Raw genomic sequence first — 369 nt, 5'->3', positions numbered from 1 at the left:
GAGGCTCGCCAAGACCATAGCCGGAGTTGGCGGTCGCTTGGCCAGCGCCAGATGTAGCGCGGTCTCGCCAATGACATCTCGCTCGGGTAATTGGCCCGGAAGGCCCGAGAGCGGCACTCCCTGGGCTGAGAAAGCGCGCGCGATCTGGCGCAGTTCATCGCCCGACAGCACGGCGATTTCACGGGCCGAAACGCCGGACTCAATCAGCGCCCGGGCTTGGGCGGCGGCGAAATCGGCGCAGGCGGCGGGATCGCGCAGACCATAGAACGCGAGGCTGTCATCCAGAACCCCGGCCTCGATATCCTGCGCTGAAACACCGCCCTGCAGCGCGTGCAGGCGGCTGCCGATTGCGGCCCGGGGCGTATAGGC

General features: G+C 67.8%; 1 pseudogene. It reads right to left on the bottom strand.

Going from position 1 to position 369, the window contains the following annotated elements:
* Positions 1-369, bottom strand: a pseudogene (locus HBA93_RS19285) (PD-(D/E)XK nuclease family protein); the annotation flags it as partial.

Source organism: Ochrobactrum sp. SFR4 (genome assembly GCF_019730395.1).
In the GTDB taxonomy this organism is placed as follows: domain Bacteria; phylum Pseudomonadota; class Alphaproteobacteria; order Rhizobiales; family Rhizobiaceae; genus Pseudochrobactrum.
Note: the sequence above shows the minus strand (reverse complement) of the source record. Positions and strands in the feature narration are given on the sequence as shown.